At 63.3% G+C, this 16,207-nt stretch carries 21 protein-coding genes; 11 read left to right on the top strand and 10 right to left on the bottom strand.

Going from position 1 to position 16,207, the window contains the following annotated elements; genetic code table 11:
* Positions 1-36: 36 nt before the first annotated feature.
* Both ACXAED_RS15260 and ACXAED_RS15255 read right to left on the bottom strand, forming a co-directional pair.
* Positions 37-462, bottom strand: a complete 426-nt coding sequence (locus ACXAED_RS15260) for a VOC family protein (RefSeq protein ID WP_475051127.1) — start codon at positions 460-462, stop codon at positions 37-39.
* A gap of 102 nt (positions 463-564) precedes the next feature.
* Entirely contained in the window at positions 565-1,314 is a 750-nt protein-coding gene (locus ACXAED_RS15255) for an alpha/beta hydrolase (protein ID WP_475051126.1), read from the bottom strand.
* Between the two features lie 133 nt (positions 1,315-1,447).
* Between ACXAED_RS15255 and ACXAED_RS15250 the strand changes: the two genes are divergently transcribed.
* Complete coding sequence (locus tag ACXAED_RS15250) at positions 1,448-2,452, top strand: Lnb N-terminal periplasmic domain-containing protein (RefSeq protein ID WP_475051125.1); 1,005 nt, start codon at positions 1,448-1,450, stop codon at positions 2,450-2,452.
* A 101-nt stretch (positions 2,453-2,553) separates the two neighbouring features.
* On the opposite strand, the gene ACXAED_RS15245 is transcribed toward ACXAED_RS15250, so the two are convergent.
* Positions 2,554-2,802 (bottom strand): hypothetical protein, encoded by a 249-nt coding sequence (locus tag ACXAED_RS15245; protein WP_475051124.1) that lies wholly within the window; start codon positions 2,800-2,802, stop codon positions 2,554-2,556.
* 280 nt (positions 2,803-3,082) lie between these two features.
* Here ACXAED_RS15245 and thrS point away from each other — a divergent pair, with 280 nt between their 5' ends.
* The 5 genes from thrS to ACXAED_RS15220 all read left to right on the top strand — a co-directional run bounded on the left by thrS (position 3,083) and on the right by ACXAED_RS15220 (position 7,783).
* Positions 3,083-5,029, top strand: a complete 1,947-nt coding sequence (thrS, locus tag ACXAED_RS15240) for a threonine--tRNA ligase (protein WP_475051123.1) — start codon at positions 3,083-3,085, stop codon at positions 5,027-5,029.
* Between the two features lie 231 nt (positions 5,030-5,260).
* A complete protein-coding gene (locus ACXAED_RS15235; protein ID WP_475051121.1) occupies positions 5,261-5,566 on the top strand; it encodes a BufA1 family periplasmic bufferin-type metallophore in 306 nt (101 codons plus the stop codon).
* 69 nt (positions 5,567-5,635) lie between these two features.
* Positions 5,636-6,490, top strand: a complete 855-nt coding sequence (gene bufB, locus ACXAED_RS15230) for an MNIO family bufferin maturase (protein ID WP_475051119.1) — start codon at positions 5,636-5,638, stop codon at positions 6,488-6,490.
* A complete protein-coding gene (locus ACXAED_RS15225; protein WP_475051117.1) occupies positions 6,487-7,242 on the top strand; it encodes an HvfC/BufC N-terminal domain-containing protein in 756 nt (251 codons plus the stop codon). The genes bufB and ACXAED_RS15225 overlap by 4 nt, the downstream gene beginning before the upstream one ends.
* A 4-nt stretch (positions 7,243-7,246) precedes the next feature.
* The gene (locus ACXAED_RS15220; protein ID WP_475051115.1) at positions 7,247-7,783 is read left to right on the top strand and encodes a DoxX family protein; all 537 of its coding nucleotides are present in this window, start codon (positions 7,247-7,249) and stop codon (positions 7,781-7,783) included.
* Positions 7,784-7,858: 75 nt separating this feature from the next.
* Here the strand turns inward: ACXAED_RS15220 and ACXAED_RS15215 are convergent, their stop codons facing one another.
* Entirely contained in the window at positions 7,859-8,227 is a 369-nt protein-coding gene (locus ACXAED_RS15215; protein WP_475051114.1) for a hypothetical protein, read from the bottom strand.
* Positions 8,228-8,269: 42 nt separating this feature from the next.
* The gene (locus ACXAED_RS15210; protein WP_475051113.1) at positions 8,270-8,587 is read right to left on the bottom strand and encodes an arsenate reductase family protein; all 318 of its coding nucleotides are present in this window, start codon (positions 8,585-8,587) and stop codon (positions 8,270-8,272) included.
* A gap of 191 nt (positions 8,588-8,778) precedes the next feature.
* Here ACXAED_RS15210 and ACXAED_RS15205 point away from each other — a divergent pair, with 191 nt between their 5' ends.
* Positions 8,779-8,985, top strand: a complete 207-nt coding sequence (locus ACXAED_RS15205; protein ID WP_475051112.1) for a cold-shock protein — start codon at positions 8,779-8,781, stop codon at positions 8,983-8,985.
* Positions 8,986-9,056: 71 nt separating this feature from the next.
* Here the strand turns inward: ACXAED_RS15205 and ACXAED_RS15200 are convergent, their stop codons facing one another.
* The gene (locus ACXAED_RS15200) at positions 9,057-9,536 is read right to left on the bottom strand and encodes a dihydrofolate reductase (RefSeq protein ID WP_475051111.1); all 480 of its coding nucleotides are present in this window, start codon (positions 9,534-9,536) and stop codon (positions 9,057-9,059) included.
* Between the two features lie 18 nt (positions 9,537-9,554).
* The gene (locus tag ACXAED_RS15195; protein ID WP_475051110.1) at positions 9,555-10,388 is read right to left on the bottom strand and encodes a thymidylate synthase; all 834 of its coding nucleotides are present in this window, start codon (positions 10,386-10,388) and stop codon (positions 9,555-9,557) included.
* Positions 10,389-10,635: 247 nt separating this feature from the next.
* On the opposite strand from ACXAED_RS15195, the gene ACXAED_RS15190 reads away from it, so the two are divergent.
* The 3 genes from ACXAED_RS15190 (at position 10,636) to ACXAED_RS15180 (ending at position 13,478) form a co-directional block, all read left to right on the top strand.
* Entirely contained in the window at positions 10,636-11,538 is a 903-nt protein-coding gene (locus tag ACXAED_RS15190; protein ID WP_475051108.1) for a HupA family protein, read from the top strand.
* 30 nt (positions 11,539-11,568) lie between these two features.
* Positions 11,569-12,975 carry a porin family protein gene (locus ACXAED_RS15185; RefSeq protein WP_475051106.1) on the top strand — a complete coding sequence of 469 codons (1,407 nt, stop codon included), beginning with the start codon at positions 11,569-11,571 and terminating at the stop codon, positions 12,973-12,975.
* A 74-nt stretch (positions 12,976-13,049) separates the two neighbouring features.
* Positions 13,050-13,478 carry a VOC family protein gene (locus tag ACXAED_RS15180; protein ID WP_475051104.1) on the top strand — a complete coding sequence of 143 codons (429 nt, stop codon included), beginning with the start codon at positions 13,050-13,052 and terminating at the stop codon, positions 13,476-13,478.
* Positions 13,479-13,612: 134 nt separating this feature from the next.
* Here the strand turns inward: ACXAED_RS15180 and ACXAED_RS15175 are convergent, their stop codons facing one another.
* Positions 13,613-13,804, bottom strand: coding sequence for a hypothetical protein (locus tag ACXAED_RS15175; RefSeq protein ID WP_475051103.1), 192 nt, complete (start codon positions 13,802-13,804; stop codon positions 13,613-13,615).
* A gap of 11 nt (positions 13,805-13,815) precedes the next feature.
* Positions 13,816-14,055 (bottom strand): YdcH family protein, encoded by a 240-nt coding sequence (locus ACXAED_RS15170; RefSeq protein WP_475051102.1) that lies wholly within the window; start codon positions 14,053-14,055, stop codon positions 13,816-13,818.
* 143 nt (positions 14,056-14,198) lie between these two features.
* On the opposite strand from ACXAED_RS15170, the gene ACXAED_RS15165 reads away from it, so the two are divergent.
* Complete coding sequence (locus ACXAED_RS15165; protein ID WP_475051101.1) at positions 14,199-15,122, top strand: hydrogen peroxide-inducible genes activator; 924 nt, start codon at positions 14,199-14,201, stop codon at positions 15,120-15,122.
* Between the two features lie 523 nt (positions 15,123-15,645).
* Here the strand turns inward: ACXAED_RS15165 and ACXAED_RS15160 are convergent.
* Positions 15,646-16,143, bottom strand: a complete 498-nt coding sequence (locus ACXAED_RS15160) for a MarR family winged helix-turn-helix transcriptional regulator (protein WP_475051100.1) — start codon at positions 16,141-16,143, stop codon at positions 15,646-15,648.
* Positions 16,144-16,207: the final 64 nt, after the last annotated feature.

Here is a 16,207-nt window from a genome sequence, read left to right as displayed (position 1 = left end):
GGCAATCCTCAAGCTGCTGCCACCGCCGCGCCACGCTCAGTAGCCGTTCCAGCGAAAGGCGCCATTCTCCGCCAGCGGAGAAAACGGGTTGAAGGCGATCTCCCAGATATGCCCGTCCGGGCTGCGGAAATAACCGTGATGGCCGCCCCAGAACACGTCCTGCGCCGGTTTCAGAATTTCCGCGCCGGCAGCCTCAGCCGCCGCCAGCAGCTCCGCCACGTCCTGCTTGCTGCGGGTGTTGTGGCTCAGCGTCACGGCGCCAGTGCCCAGTTCCCCCTCCGGCACACCGCTATCCGCGGCCAGCGCCGCCAGCGGGTACAGCCCCAGCGTCTGGGAAATCAGGTCAAAGGCGATCACCCCGTCCGGGCTGTCCGCCCGCTGCCAGCCCAAAGCCTCATAGAAGGCCGCAGCCTTCTCCATGTCCGGCACCCCCAGCGTGATCAGGCTTACCCTTTGATCCATCCTTCACCTCCTCGAAACTTCGCTCTCGCCGCAACACTGCCCGCGGCTGCAAACGCGGAAAGCCGATACGGCCCGTCCCGGCTCCTGCCCCAGGGCGCGGTGTCAGGCTTCGCCCAGCACGTCCAGCACCGCGTCCTCGATCATCTTCAGGCAAGGCCCGTCCGAGAACCGGTGGTCGGCATCCTTAACGAGGTTCAGCCGCATGTCCGGGCACGTCGCATGTTCCAGCAGCCGCAGCGCGGTGCGGGTGGACACCGCAGTATCGGCTGTCCCCTGCAGGCAGCGCACCTTGAACGGCAGAAACAGCGGCGAGCGCAGCACCAGCCGCTTGCGCCCGTCCTCAATCATCCGCTTGGAGATGTGGTAGGGCTCCATGTAGTCGCTTGGCAGCTCAACATAACCTCGGCTCTCCAGCTCCGCCTTCTGCTCCGCCGAGAAATTCGCCCAATACCCGTCCTCGGTGAAATCCGGAGCGGCGGCGATGGTCACCATCCCCTTGATCCGCTCGGGTATCTCCCGCGCCAGCAGCAGCGCCTGCCAGCCGCCCATGGAGGAACCCACCGGCACGATCTCGCCCTCGGTCAGTTCCTCCACCGCCGCCAGCGTGTCCTCGTGCCAATCACCGATACAGCCTTCCTCGAAAGTGCCCGAGCTTTCGCCATGGCCGGAGTAGTCAAACCGCAGAAACGCCTGCCCGCGCGCCTTGGCCCAGGCCTCCAGATGCACCGCCTTGGTGCCCTCCATGTCCGACTTCAGCCCGCCCAGAAACACCACGCACGGCCCCTGCCCTTCGCTCTTGTGATAGGCAATCCGGCGGCCCTGGGCGGTGTCGAGAAAAGAAGTGGCGGGCATGTCTTTGGTCTCCTGTCCTTTTCCTCAAGATGTGGCACGGCTTCGCCTGCCCTGCAAGCGGCAGCACTGCGCGCTTGCATGCCCCCTGCCGTCCTCCTTATGGTCCGCCAAAATTTTCCGGGGGACCACGGGCATGTTCAAGATCTTCAAAACCGCCGCGCTGGCCGCCGCCATTCTCGCGGTGGCGCTGGCCACCGCCTGGGCGGCGCTGGCGCTATGGTACCGGCTGCCCTTCGGCACGCTGCCGCGCGCCGCCCTGTCGGGCGGATTTGCCTTGCTGGGGCTTGCGGTCATGGCGGGGCTATTCCGCAGGCACGCCCTGCGCGCTCTCACGACCTTTGCCCTTGCGCTCGCGGCGGTGATCCTGTGGTGGTCCACCCTCACCCCGCCCGAAGACGGCAACTGGTCCCCCGATGTCGCCCGCCAGGTTACTGGCCAGGTGGAGGGCGATACCCTTACCCTCACCGGTGTCCGCAATTTCACCTGGGACACGCCCGAGGACTACAAGATAAACTGGGAAACCCGCAGCTACGACCTGACCGCGCTCCAGACCGTGGACCTCTTCATGTCCTACTGGGCGGGGCCGCAGATGGCGCATATGATTGTCAGCTTCGGCTTTGAAAACGGCGAGCAGATCGCCTGGTCGGTCGAAGTGCGCCGCCAAAAGGTCGGCGGCTTCTCGCCGATTGCCGACATGTTCAAATCCAACACCCTGGTGCTGATTGCAGCGGATGAGCGCGACCTGGTCGGCACCCGGACCAACGCCCGCGGCGAAGACGTGCAGCTGTTCCGCATCGGCGTCAGCCCCGACACCGGCCGCGCCCTGCTGCTGCGCTATGTGGCAGCCGCAAACAGCCTTGCCGCTCAGCCGCAATGGTACAACTCGCTCACCACCAATTGCACCACCGTGGTGATGGCGCTGATCCGCACCTTCGCCGCCGAGGTGCCGCTGGACTGGCGGGTTCTGGCCAACGGCTACCTGCCGGAGTACGCTTGGGAGCAAGGGGTGCTGGATCAGTCCCGCAGCGTCGAAGAGCTCCGCGCCCTTGGCAGCATCACCCCCATCGCCCAGGCGCATGGCCTCACCCCCGACTATTCCGCCGTGATCCGCGATGGCGTCCCTTCGCCGGCACGCTGATCCGCGATCCCTTCATCTGGCTGGAATTATCCCGGGGAGCGCGAGGGGCCGGCCCCTCGCCCATCTTCCGGCGGGCATGACGCCCGTCGGCCGCAATAAGGTCAGGACAGGCCGGCAGCCGGTGTTCCGCTGACCTTCTGCGTCTGCAAGCGGCCAAGCAAGCTCTGGATCCTGCCCAAGGCTTCCTTAGTCCGCACTGCCTTCTCCCGGCTCGCCCCGCCTTCGATATGCGCGCAATGCTCATAGGACAGATGGCGCTGCGACAAGATCTCCCGGGACTGGCACAACGCGGTTTCAATCAGGTCCACATCTTCAACCGTCAGGTCAAAGCTCGGGTTCGGGCGGGTCATCGGAACACTCCTGGTATGTCCATCGGGCCTAAGATTTCGGCCACCCTGCCGCGGATCACCGCCCATGGCAACGATTTTTTCGTTATTTATCATATAGTTATCAGTATACATATTTGTGCAATCGCATACGCAAGCACACAATTGGATTTTCCGGCGCAATAACAATCACATACAAAGCCGCCTTGACTTGCAGCCGCATTGACCGCAAAACGCGCGGACCAAACATATACCCGCAACCGGGCGTTCTGTGGGCGCCAAACCGACGAGGAGCAGCCAGCCAATGGCCCAAATCTCTCTCACCTTCCCCGATGGCAATGCACGATCCTACGACGCAGGCGTCACGCCCGCGCAGGTGGCTTCCAGCATTTCCACCTCGCTGGCCAAAAAGGCCATCTCCGCCACCGTCAACGATCAGCACTGGGACCTGCAGTGGCCCATTGATGCCGACGCCACTATCGCCATCCACACCATGAAGGACGAGGTTCAGGCCAACGAGCTGATCCGCCACGACCTGGCACATGTGATGGCGCGTGCGGTGCAGGAAATCTGGCCCGACACCAAGGTCACCATCGGCCCGGTGATCGAAAACGGCTGGTACTACGACTTCGACCGGGCGGAGCCCTTCACCCCCGAGGACCTCGGCGCCATCGAAAAAAAGATGAAGGAAATCATCAACAAGCGTGATGAGGTCCGCACCGAGGTGTGGGAGCGCGACCGGGCGATCCGGCATTACACCGACAATAACGAGCCCTATAAGGTCGAGCTGATCGAGAGCATCCCCGGTGATGAGCCGCTGCGGATGTACTGGCACGGCGACTGGCAGGACCTCTGCCGCGGCCCGCACCTGCAGCACACCGGCCAGCTGCCGGGCGACGCGTTTAAACTGATGAGCATCGCGGGCGCCTATTGGCGCGGCGACAGCTCCCGCGCGATGCTGCAGCGGATCTACGGCGTTGCCTTCACCGGCAAGGAGAAGCTGAAAGCGCATCTCACCATGCTGGAGGAAGCCGCCAAGCGCGACCACCGCAAGCTGGGCCGCGAGATGGACCTGTTCCACATGCAGGAAGAGGCGCCGGGCCAGATCTTCTGGCACCCGAACGGCTGGAAGGTTTACACCACCCTGCAGGACTACATGCGCCGCCAGCAGGAAAAGGGCGGCTATGTCGAGGTGAACACCCCGCAGGTGGTTGACCGCAAGCTGTGGGAGGCCTCGGGCCACTGGGAGAAATACCAGGAGAACATGTTCATCGTCGAAGTCGACGAGGAGCACGCCCGCGAAAAGGCGGTAAACGCGCTGAAGCCGATGAACTGCCCCTGCCACGTGCAGATCTTCAACCAGGGCCTCAAATCCTACCGCGACCTGCCGCTGCGCATGGCCGAATTCGGCTCCTGCAACCGCTATGAGCCCTCGGGCGCGCTGCACGGCATCATGCGGGTGCGCGGCTTTACTCAGGACGACGCGCATATCTTCTGCGCCGAAGACCAGATCGAGGCGGAAACCAAGAAGTTCATCGACTTCCTGTCCGAGATTTACAAGGATCTGGGCTTTGAGAAGTTCTCGGTCAAATTCTCCGACCGCCCGGAGAAGCGCTCAGGCTCGGATGAGGTCTGGGACAAATCAGAGTCGGCGCTGAAGGCCGCAACCGAAGCGGCAGGCTGCGAATTCGAACTGAACCCGGGCGAAGGCGCTTTCTACGGCCCCAAGCTGGAGTTCGTGCTGACCGACGCCATCGGCCGCGACTGGCAGTGCGGCACCCTGCAGGTGGACTTCGTTCTGCCGGAACGCCTGGACGCCACCTACATCGGCGCAGACGGTGCCAAGCACCGCCCGGTCATGCTGCACCGCGCAACGCTGGGCAGCTTCGAGCGCTTCATCGGCATCCTGATCGAGGAGCACGCAGGCAAGCTGCCGTTCTGGCTGGCCCCGCGCCAGGTGGTGGTTGCCTCGATCACCTCCGAGGCGGATGACTATGTGATGGAGGTTGTCGCCGATCTGCAAAAGGCCGGTGTGCGGGCCGAGGCCGACATCCGCAACGAGAAGATCAACTACAAGGTCCGCGAGCATTCCGTGGGCAAGGTGCCGGTCATTCTCGCGGTCGGCCACCGGGAAGTGGAGGAGCGCACCGTCTCCGTCCGCCGCCTGGGTGAAAAGCAGACCAAGGTGGAAAGCCTGGAAAATGTTACAAAGGCACTGGCCGCGGAAGCCACCCCGCCGGATCTCCTGTAACAATTTCCCGCATTTTTAACGCAAGCGGCCCCCATCCGGGGGCCGTTTTGTTACAAGCCCCCCTCAAATCCCCTGAAAACATAGGCTTGCGCATCTTTGGAGCCCTCTTTCGGGTCACAAGCTCTGACGCGGATGTGAGACACGGCCTCGTGACTTAAAGTCCGGCAAACCTCGGGTTAGTGTTTTCCTGTCAACACGACACCGCACGTTAAACCGAAAGGAATTCACGAGATGTCGACCACCGCAAAATCCCTGGCCGTCGCCAGCGCCGTTGCCGCCGCCCTGACCGCAGCTTCCACCATCCCCGCTGCCGCCGGCACCAAGGAAAAGTGCTATGGCGTGTCGCTGGCAGGCCAGAACGACTGCGCCGCAGGCCCCGGCACCACTTGCGCAGGCACCTCGACTGTCGATTACCAGGGCAACGCCTGGACCCTGGTTGACGCAGGCACCTGCGAAGGCATGGAACTGCCGGCCACGGCAGACGGCAGCGAACGCAAGGGCTCGCTGGAGCCGCTGGAGCGCGACCTGCCGGCATAATTAACGTTGGATTGTGGGGGGCGGGAGTGCGAATTCCCGCCCCTTTTGCACCCGGACACAGGACCCGCCATGCTTGACGCCGCAGCACATGACAAACTGCCCGCCGCCCCCGGCGTTGGTTACAAGCCGCAGCATTTTGCCCGGATCACTTCGGATCCCGGCACGGTCAAGTGGCTGGAAATCCACGCGGAAAACTACATGGGCGATGGCGGCCGCCCGCTTGCGCAGCTGCGCCGCCTTGCCGAACACTTTGCCATGTCGGTGCACGGTGTCGGCCTCTCGATCGGCGGCGAAGGGGCGTTGGATTCCGATCACCTCGCCCGGCTCAAGCATCTGGTCGGCTGGCTGAACCCCGCCAGCTTCTCTGAGCATCTGGCCTGGTCCACCCACGACAGCCACTTCTACAACGACCTACTGCCGCTACCCTACACGGATGCCAGCCTGCAGCGGATCTGCGACCACATTGACGAGGTGCAGGAGACCATCGGGCGGCGGATGCTGCTGGAAAACCCCTCAAGCTACCTCGCCTTTGCCGAGAGCACCTTGTCCGAGCCGGAGTTTCTGGCGGAAATCTCCCGCCGCACAGGCTGCGGGCTGCTGCTGGACGTGAACAACGTCTTTGTTTCGGCCACCAACCTCGATTTCTCCCCGCAGGGCTACATCGACGCCTTCCCGCTGGACAAGGTCGGCGAAATCCACCTTGGCGGACATGACGAGGATGAGGACGGCCACGGCCGCCCGCTCCTGATCGACAGCCACGGGCGCGAGGTGGTGGAACCGGTCTGGGCGCTTCTGGACTACACGCTCGCCAAATCCGGCCCCAAACCGGTGCTGATCGAATGGGACAACGACGTGCCGGACTGGCCGGTCCTTGAGGCCGAGGCCGCCCGCGCCGCAGCTGCGCTGGAGCGCATCCCGGCATGAGTGTGAGCCAAGCAGATTTCACCCGCGCCATGATGGATGCGGGCCAGCCGGTGCCGGAGGGGCTCACCGATCACCTCGGCGAACCCGCGGGCCGCCGCTTCAGCGTTTACCGCAACAATGTCGCGGTTTCGCTGACCGAGGCGATGCACAGCGCCTTTCCGGTGATCGCCAAGCTCCTGGGCAAGCAGAACATGGACGGGCTGACGGGCATCTACCTGCGCCAGCACCCGCCGTCTTCGCCCCTGATGATGTTCTACGGCGAACACTTCCCCGCCTTCCTGGAAGGCATGGAGCAGCTCAAGCATCTGGGCTACCTCGGCGATGTGGCCCGGCTGGAACTGGCCCTGCGCCGCGCCTACCACGCCGCCGATGCTGCTCCCATCGCGCCCGAAACGCTTGGCGCGCTGCCGCCGGATGCGCTGCTGAACACCCGGCTGACGCTGGCGCCGGCAGTGCAGGTGCTGCGCTCGCCCTGGCCCATTCACGCCATCTGGCGCTACAACACCGAGGACGGCGCGCCCAAGCCAGCCCCCCAGGCCCAGGACGTGCTGATCACCCGTCCCGAATTCGATCCCATTCCCCAGAACCTGCCGCCCGCTGGCGCGGTCTGGATCCGCGCCCTGATGGCGGGCGCCACCATCGGCGAGGCAATGGAACACGCCGCCGCCGAAGACGAAGCATTCGACCTGGGTTCCACACTGGCCCTGCTGTTGCAGGGCGGTGCGGTAACGGGCCTGGACAGCAAAGGGTAAGACCATGCACGCACTTGTCTCCACATACAATTCCATCACCGGCAAAGCCGACGATCTGTCGGGTTTCCTGGTCCCGACCCTGGCACGGCTGGTCTTTGCGGCCGTCCTGCTGGTCTACTACTGGAACTCCGCCGGGCTGAAGATCGACGGCTCGATCTTCTCCCCCTCGGCCGGTGCTTTCGGGCAGATCTTTCCCAAAGCGGCTGAGGAAGTTCTTTATGACGTCTCGCAGATGAATATCTTCCAGCGGCTGGTGATTTTCGCCGGCACCGTGGCCGAATACGTGCTGCCCGCACTGATCCTGATCGGCCTGCTGACCCGCCTGGCCGCACTCGGCACCATCGGGTTCATATGGGTGCAGACCCTGGTCGATGTTACCGGCCACGGCGTCAAGCTGGGCAGCCTATTCGACAACAGCATCGGGCTGATCGACCAGCGCGTGATGTGGACCTTCCTGCTGCTGGTGCTGGTGATCAGGGGCGCTGGCCCGCTGTCCGTCGATGCGCTGCTGCACCGGGTGACCAAACCCGCCGCCGCTTGACGACCCGCCCGGCCTGAAACGAATTAAGGCGCCCTGCCCCCGGCAGCGGCGCCTTTTTTCGTCCCCTGACAGGTCTCAGAAATGCGCTTTGGGCTCATCCGGCTGCCCCGCGGCCAGCGCCATCAGCCCGGCGGTGACGGCAAAGCTGATCGGGAAGATGGTAAAGACGTTAAAGCCGAAACCCGCATACATGCCCGCCGCGGACCCCAGCAGCAGCACGCCGCCCCACAGGGCCCGCGCCCGCGCCATCGCTCCGCCCGCAATCGCCAGGAGCGGCGACAGCACAGCCAGCAGCCGCAGCTGCTGCACATTGCCAACCTGTTCGGCCAGCCCTTCGGCCTCGCCGAAATGCTCGACCGCAGCGGTGTAGCCGTAGCCGAAAAAACCCACGATCATGCCGAAAATACCGGCGATGATCCCCAGTACCAGCGCTGCATTGCGCATCTTCAATCTCCCAAAATCTGCCGTACCGACATAGTCAGCCGGTCACGCGGCACCAAGGGCAGTCCGCGTGTTCTGATCCCAACCCAGGAATAATTCCCCGTCGCGGTCGATCAGCGGCCGCTTCATCAGCGCCGGATGCGCCCGAAGCAGGCTCAGCGGTTCACCGCCCCGCTCCGCCTCGCTGAGCCCGCGCCAAGTGGTTGACCGCGTATTGACCAGCTTGGCGCCGAATTGCGCATATGCCGCCTCCAGCAGAGCGTCCGGCACCCCATCCGTGCGGATATCGACCAAAACCGAATCCGGTAGCTGCTTCAATGCCTTACGGCAGGTATCGCAAGTCTTCAGCCCGTAGATTTTCATGCTTCCTCCCTCCGCCCCACAGAGGGGCGAATACAATTTATGGTAGAATTCACCGGTTTCTCTTGATTTTTGCCCGGCCCGTGCAACACTCATGGCTGTCCGGCCTCACCCTACGGAAATTTGGCAGGGAACGTGCCGGATGCCTTGGGCAGCCCCCAAGGCAGAGTGCAAAGTAGAAGGAGACACGGGAAATGCCAAGCGGCACCGTGAAGTGGTTTAACACCACCAAGGGGTATGGGTTTATTGAACCCGATGAAGGCGGCAAGGATGTGTTTGTGCACATTTCCGCGGTGGAACGGTCGGGCATGACCGGCCTCGCCGACAATATGAAGATCGGCTACGAGCTGTCCGAAGGCCGAGACGGCCGGAAAATGGCTGCTGATCTCAAGGCGCTTTGATCAATTGATTATGCACTGCGCCCGGACTTGGGCTGGGCGCAGGCAATCGCGGGCAGCGCCTTCAGGCTCCGTTACGCCCGCCGCAAAAACTCAACCATCACACAGGCCGGATCGCTCTCCCGCAGGACCGTTTCGCCGGCCTTGATCCAATTCTCCGGGTCGAACTCGGGGAAGTAGGCATCGGCCTCTGCAACGGTCAAATCCACCTCGGTGATCAGCAGCCGGTCCGCCATACCCAGCATTCCGCGGTAGATCCCCTCTCCGCCAATGCCGTAAACGCGCCTGTACCCTTGCGCATGGGCCTCCGCCACCGCCGCTTCGATCGACGGCAGCACGGTCTCCGCCGCATCAGGTTTCGAGGACACCACCAGGTTCAGCCGGTTCTTCAAAGGCTTCACCGGCAGGCTGTCCCAGGTGTTGCGGCCCATGATGATGGCACCGCCCAGAGTTTCGCGCTGAAACGCCTTCAGATCCTCCGGCGCAAACCAGGGGATGTCATTGTCCTTGCCAATGGCCCCGTTGCGCGCCCGCGCAGCGATCAGGGTAATCATGAGAGCTTTCCTTTGAAATCAGACCGCAACCGGCGCTTTGATCACCGGATCCGGGTCATAGTTCAGGATCTCGAAATCCTCGTACTTGAAATCGAAGATCGAGCTGACCTGCCGCTTGATCCGCAACTGCGGCAGCGGCTTGGGCGTGCGCGACAGTTGCAGCTGCACCTGCTCCACATGGTTGGAATAGATATGCGCATCGCCCATCGTGTGCACGAAATCCCCCGCCTCATACCCGGTCACATGCGCCAGCATGGCCAGCAGCAGCGCGTAAGAGGCAATGTTGAACGGCACGCCCAGGAACATGTCGGCGGAGCGCTGGTACAGCTGCAAATGCATCTTGCCGCCCGCCACCCGCACCTGCCACAGCGTGTGGCAGGGCGGCAGCGCCATGTCCGGCACATCACCCGGGTTCCAGGCCGACACGATCAGGCGGCGGCTGTCGGGGCTTTTGCGGATCATCTCCACCAGATCCGCGATCTGATCGACGCTGCCGGCGCGGTAAAGCGGCTCATCCCCCATTGTGCCCTCGGCCAGTTCAAGCTTGGGAAACCGGCGCCACTGATGGCCGTAAACCGGGCCCAGATCACCGTTTTCATCCGCCCATTCGTCCCAGATCGAAACGCCGTTTTCTTTCAGGTAGCGGATGTTGGTGTCGCCTGACAGAAACCACAAAAGCTCGTGGATGATCGAGCGCAGATGCAATTTCTTGGTGGTCACCAGCGGGAACCCATCGGCCAGGCTGTAGCGTGCCTGCATCCCGAAACAGCTCAGCGTGCCGGTGCCGGTGCGGTCGTCCGACGGCACGCCATTGTCCAGAATGTGGCGTAGCTGATCCAGATACTGCTGCATGGAGCCCCCCTGGTTTTTACCGGATTATCACGCTCCGCAATACCCGCTGGCTGGCCAGCCGCCAAGGGGAAAAATAACCGCTGCGCCCGCCCTGCTGCACAATATATGCCACGCTCAGCCCGCGCGAAACCTACATACAGGTAGCGTATCCGCCACGGTTGCACCGGAATCCGCAGTGTTCAATTGACTTTGCCGCAGCGCCGCCCGAAGGTGGCGCAAAACGATAAAGATATTGAGGTAAAGGCAGATGAGGCGGTTTTGGCTAGGGATCGCGGCGGCGTCCGCGCTGTCCGCGTGCGGCGGGGGCAACCCTTTCATCACGAGTGACGATGACCCCACGGACGTCACCGGAACGATCCCCGAAGATCTTGCGGGGGATGTGGACAGCGTCAGCTACAACGCCGCCGATCAAACCCTGACGGTAACAGGTGTTGGCTTGGATGACTCTCCGTTCTCCGCCACATACGTGCGCAAGCCAGCGCTCGACCGGGCCGGTTATGAAGCCTACACCGTTCAGGACAACGCATTGACGGAACATTCCACTGCCTATGTGCGCGAAACCGAAGGCGGCTATGCGACAGTGGTCGTGACCGGCGGGCAATTCGGCTATTTCCAGGGCGGCACCACCTACGGCCGCAGCGGCAACTTTTCTGCACCGGACACCAGTCAAAGCGGCACTGGCATTGTCAGCTACGCCGGCAGCTACGTTGGCCTGCTGAACGTCGACGGCGACAAAGGCGACCTGATCGATCCCTCCAACGGAACCGATCCGTCCATTCTGCCCGGTCAGGCGGCTGAGGTTACCGGCGATGTCTTTATAAACGCCGATTTCACCGACAACCGGGTCAAGGGCAGCATCTACAACCGCCAGATTACCGATCAGCCCTCGACCGCGGTCGAAGACATTGCCCTTACCCCCACCGACATTGCCTCTGACGGCAGCTTCACCGGAGACCTCTCCAATAACGGCAGTTCAGTCGGTCAATATGGCGGCGTCTTCTCTGGGTCCAATGCCGCCGCAGTCGCCGGTTCCATTCACGCCACCGACCACATCAGCGCCCTCAGCGGCGGCACGGTTCCCATTGAAGAATACGGCATCTTCGTCCTGGACTCCTGCGATGGCGCCAGCGCGGACCCGGCCTGCCCCTAAGCCATGCGCAAGGCCGTTGCGGCATGTCTGATGCTGGGCCTGGCAACGGCCCAGCCCTCCGCCCAGGAGACCAAACAGCCCCAGATGCACCTGTCGCTCCAGCAGGGGCATGTTCTGGCAGCGCACGCGCTGCGCTCCGGCAACCCGCAGCTGGCGCTGCGGCTGTCGGATGCGCTGCTGCAGGCTGACCGCAGGAATCACGTCGCCTGGCACCTTCAGGCCGCCGCCTATGCACAGGCGGGACAGCCGGGAAAAGGCCGCAAATCCGCCGCCCGCGCCTTCCGCTTTGCCCCCGACAGCGCCACCAAATACCAGATGGCCCAGCTTGCCTCCCGGCTGGCCTTTCAGGGCGGCAGCCCGGTCCTGTCGCAGTACTGGCTGCGCCGCACGGCGGTGTACGCACCAGACAACAAATCCGAGGAGCTGATCGCCAAGGACTATCAGGCGCTGCGGCGTATCAGCCCCTGGTCCTTCCGGCTGACCGGCGGGTTGAAGCCCTCGAACAATGTGAACAGCGGCTCCGACGCCGCCACACAGGAAATTGACGGTCTCTCCTCGCATGAAAACAGGTTCGGGCCGCGGGCCATTGCCCTGTCCGGCCTGACGGGAACCCTTGATGCGGGCATAACCCGCCGCCTGCGCCAAAGCGACGCCAGCCTGACCACGCTCAGCGGACGCCTGTACGTGCAGCGGGTGGCGCTGTCCTCCAGCGCCAAGGAAAAAGCGGCAGACCTCGCCGCCAGCACCGGAACCACAACGCCGCGGAACTCCGAATTCGGATCGACCTATGGCGAGATCACCCTGAGCCACGCCTTCGCCGCAGGCCCCGCGGAAAAGCGCGGCAGCGCCCGGGTTGCCCTGACAGCTGCCACCTCCTGGTACGGCGGCCAAAGGAATTACAATCTTGCGAAACTGTCCGCTGCCCGGAGCTGGGCCTTGTCCCCCCGCAGCTCTCTCACCCTCAACGGCAGTGCCGAACACCGTCTGGACCCGCGTTTGGCCACCTTGAACGCCGACGTCTTCGGCCTGGGCGCGTCATTGTCCCGCAAGCTTGAAAACGGCAGCAGCCTCAGCTTCACACTCGGCCTGCGCGACACCCAGGCCGACAGTGTGAACTCGAGCGGCCATACCGCCACCTTCCGCGTCGGCTATGCCTTCGGGCAGCTGATCGGCCCTGCCAGGATCAGCACCGGCCTGATCCTGGGGACCGCAGATTACCCGGACCACACCTTCTTTGATGGCAGCACCTGGCAACCCATTCCCGGCGGGCGCAAGGACCACTCTGTCTACGCCGACCTGAACCTGTTCTTTGAAGACTATGACTACGCCGGATTTGCCCCGATGCTGCGGGTCCGGGCCGGCAAGCGCAGCTCCAACCACAGCCGCTTCGACAGCTCGGAATTCTCCATCTCCCTGGGGATCGAGTCAAAATTCTGAGACTGCCCGGCGCTTTTATTGGCCTTCGCGCCCTGCCCCGCTAAAGTCCCTGAAAGTGATAACAGGAGACCCCCATGCCCCTCAAATATCTGCACACGATGGTCCGGGTGAAAGACCTGGAGAAATCCATGGCTTTCTATGAGCTGCTGGGCCTCAAGGAAACCCGCCGCTGGGAAAATGAGCAGGGCCGCTTTACCCTGGTCTTCATGGCGCCGCCGGGCCAGGAGGAAACCCCGCTGGAGCTGACTTACAACTGGGACGGCGACGAGGGGCTGCCGGATGACAGCCGCCATTTCGGCCATCTCGCCTATGGGGTGGACGATATCTATGCCACCTGCCAGCATCTTATGGACAATGGCGTCACCATTAACCGGCCGCCGCGTGATGGGCACATGGCGTTCGTGCGCTCGCCCGACAATGTCTCGATCGAGCTGCTGCAAAACGGCGACTCCCTGGCTCCGGCAGAACCCTGGGCAAGCATGGAAAACACCGGCCACTGGTAACCGACCGGGCAAGCCGCAGGCGTCCCGCGGATCACCCGCGGCCATTGCCGTACTCTATTCGCGAACGAAACGGCCCTCCGGCTTGCACCGGAGGGCGTCAGGCGGCGGCGCGGGATGCGCCATCGTGCGGCGCCTCAGGCCCGGCGGACTTTATTTCCGCATGTAATGGTCACACCCGTACCCTTTGCGGCGATGAAAGGGCTGCCGCCGTCGGGACCGTCGTCATCCTCTTCGCCTCCGTCATCGAGTATGGCCGCCCGCATATCGTCCAGGTCGGCGCTGTGCATAAGGCCTGCGCCGCTGAGCGGATGGGTAAACTGAAACATCACCGCCCCCCTTACGCGGATTGCTGCTGCTTGAAGCCAGGCAGCCCGGTGCGGCGCAGCTGGCCCAGGCAGCGCATGATCTCATCCTTGGTCCGCAGGCGCTGGCGCTTAAGCCCCTGCAGCATCATGCTGCACGGCGACGGGCGTTTCAGCTCTTTGGCGATTTTCGCCTTCAGCGACTGATGCTTCAGGCGCAGCTTGGCCAGCCTGACCTGCAGCGAGAAAACCTTTACCCGTGGACTGTTCTTCATCAATTGCCTCCTTTTGTCCGGTGTCCGGCAACGCGGCAAACCGCGGCCTCCCTTTCAAGATGGGCTGGCGTTACCCTTTAAGAACCCAATAGTATTGCTGATAAAGATAGGTTTTACCTATTCAATGCGAGGAAGGGCCACACATGCCGGAGATCACCCTGCGCCAGCTCCGCTATTTCGCAGTCCTCAGCAAGGCGCTGCAGTACCGCAATGCGGCACGGCAGCTGGGCATCAGCCAGCCCTCTCTCAGCCTCCAGATCGCCGCGCTGGAAAAAGCCCTGGACACACGCCTGATCGAACGGCGGCGCAGCGGCCTGATCCTGACACCGGCAGGCCGGGACACCGCGGCCCAGGCCGAAAGGATCCTTCAGGATGTGGAGCGGCTCAGCCAAACGGCCGGGGCCTCCGGCAACCAGCTTGAGGGCACTCTGCGGCTGGGGTCTTCGCCGACCATCGGCCCCTACCTGCTGCCGCGGGTGCTGCGGCGCCTGCATCAGTCCTTTCCGGACCTCAAGCTGGTCATCCGCGACGCCCCCCCGCGCGAGCTGACCGAGGATCTGCTGGCGGGCAGGCACGATCTGATCCTGACCCAGCTGCCGGTCCCGCGCGATGACATCCGCCATACGTTCCTGTTCCGGGAGCCGCTGAGCCTCGCGGTGGCGCGCGACCATCCGCTGGCGGGCCGGGAACGGGTGAGACCTGCGGATCTGGACGGGGAAAGCCTGCTCAGCCTGAACCCGTCCTACACGCTGAGCCGTCAGGTTTCGCACCTCAGCGCGGCGTCAGGCGCGAACCTGCGCGAGGATTTCGAGGGCACCAGCCTCGATGCGCTCCGCCAGATGGTGTCGCTCGGCATGGGCGCAACTCTGCTGCCCGCGCTTTACGTCGAGTCGGAGGTCAAACGCGGAGAAGGCGACGTCGCCGTGGTCCCCATGCAGCCGGTGCTTTACCGGCAAGCCGGGCTCGCCTGGCGCCGCAGCAGCGGCAGCCCGCCCGCCTTCCTCAAGCTTGCAGACTTCATCCGCAGCGTTGTCGAACAGGAATTCGCCAGGCAGGTGATCCTCTGAATCCAGGCAGCGCAGCCCCTGCCACGCTACTACTGGCAGCCGGCAACCGAAGCTAAACCGCTCTGCTCCCGTCCGCTGCCTCGCTTCCTCACGCACAAACAAACCCGGCCGCTGCCGGTGGAGGGCCGGACCCGTCCAGCCACGCCTCCAGGCCCTGCGCTTCAGCCTGCCGAGGTGCAGGCAATTGCATAGCTTCCCAAAACGCAAAAAACCGGCACAGCGCCTGTCTGGTGCTGTCCGTGCCCGGCGGTGCAAAGACCCGCCTTCCGGTTTCCTGCAAAACATAACAACGTCAACCACGCCCCGCGGCAGAGGATTCCCCTGCCCTTGCGGCAAAACACACACGCGGTAACAAGGGCGGTCACTTCTGCAACCTTCAGCCGTGGCCCCTTCCCGGATCCCGGCGCTTTACCCTTCAATCCAACCGGAGCACGGTTTCCCCTCATGCCCCGTTTCGGCCTGCCGGTGCTTTGCCGGCATTTTGCGGCCCGTTGCCCGCCGGGATGATCGCCCGGCCAGCGCCTTAGTAAATATAGCGGATCTGATCCGACCAGTAGCGCTCCACCCGCTTGAGCGAGGCGGTAATGTCCTCAATGCCCTGCGAAGAGATCACGTTCTTGCCCTCCAGCCCTTCGGCATGGCGGGAGAACAGCGCCGACACGATATCGCGGATTTCGCGGCCGCGCTGGGTCAGGCGCACCCGCACCGAGCGGCGGTCAATCTCGCAGCGCTGGTGGTGCATATAGCCCATCTCGACCAGCTTCTTCAGGTTGTAGCTGACATTGCTGCCCTGATAATAGCCGCGGGTCTTCAGTTCCCCGGCCGTCACCTCATTGTCGCCGATGTTGAACAGCAAGAGCGCCTGAACCGCGTTGATTTCCAGCACGCCAACGCGTTCAAACTCGTCCTTGATGACATCCAGCAGCAGACGGTGGAGACGCTCGACAAGGGCCAGCGCCTCCAGATAGCCAGTCATGAAACCTTTGCGGTCCGTCTGGCCAATTGGCATTTCCATACTCATTCGCATCTCCGACTCGAATTTGCTTCTGAGACAAGATGCCAACAATTCCCGAAAAATCAGTTAA

Source organism: Leisingera sp. ABM4_103, from assembly GCF_056158685.1.
This window is presented reverse-complemented; position numbering and strand designations above follow the sequence as displayed.